This window comes from Faecalibacterium sp. DFI.5.82 (assembly GCF_029076575.1).
In the GTDB taxonomy this organism is placed as follows: Bacteria; Bacillota; Clostridia; order Oscillospirales; family Ruminococcaceae; genus Faecalibacterium; species Faecalibacterium duncaniae.
Genome location: NZ_JARFIS010000535.1, coordinates 1 through 310, shown reverse-complemented (window position 1 = coordinate 310; position 310 = coordinate 1). Strand labels below are relative to the sequence as shown.

Sequence of the window (310 nt, the reverse complement as noted above, 5' to 3'; positions counted from 1 at the left end):
TTTTTAATGGCCTGTTTCTGCTGCCAGCGTGAAAACGGATTGCTGGTAAGCTGGGGATTTTCCCGCAAAGACTTCAGATACAGGGCGTTTACATTAGCCTTTTCCAGCTTTTGTTCCGCCTGTGCCGCCTTGCGGTATGGCTTCAGCTTGTTACTGCGGTAGCCTTCCCGGAACAGCCGCACACCGGTTTCAACAGCTTCCTCGGACTTGTGGGAGCTATCCACGCCCACATTGTCCTGTTCCTTTTCACGGATTTCCTTGTGGAGTTTCCCCAGCGCCGCATCTCCCGGAGCATCCCGGAACGCGTGGG

1 pseudogene is annotated in these 310 nt (G+C 54.8%); it reads right to left on the bottom strand.

What is annotated here, in order from left to right:
• Positions 1–310: pseudogene (locus tag P0G09_RS17765) on the bottom strand (CHAP domain-containing protein); the annotation flags it as partial.